The 272-nt window shown below is 67.6% G+C and carries 1 protein-coding gene; it reads left to right on the top strand.

Going from position 1 to position 272, the window contains the following annotated elements; translation table 11 throughout:
• The coding region (locus SB772_RS41075; protein WP_410838660.1) for a zinc-dependent metalloprotease at window positions 1-272 on the top strand (272 nt) is incomplete at both ends.

Below are 272 nucleotides of genomic sequence, written 5' to 3'. Positions count from 1 at the left end.
ACGATTTCCGGCTCTGGGTTTGCCTCCACGAGCAAACCCACCGAGTGCAGTTCGCGGCCGCGCCGTGGCTCCGCCACCACATGCTGGAGCAGATCGAGCAGCTCAGCGGCAACTTGCTGGGCAACATGGATTCCTTGGTGGAGCGCGCCGGCGCCGTGGCCAGGTCCCTCCGCGAACGCACCCCGGGGGGCAGCGGCCCGGGAGAGAACGCAAGCGGCCGCGGAGGCATTTTGGAGTTCCTGCAGAGCCCGGAAGAAAAGGCCTCGCTGTCC

Source organism: Paraburkholderia sp. SIMBA_030, from assembly GCF_046535245.1.
Lineage (GTDB): Bacteria > Pseudomonadota > Gammaproteobacteria > Burkholderiales > Burkholderiaceae > Paraburkholderia.
This window is presented reverse-complemented; position numbering and strand designations above follow the sequence as displayed.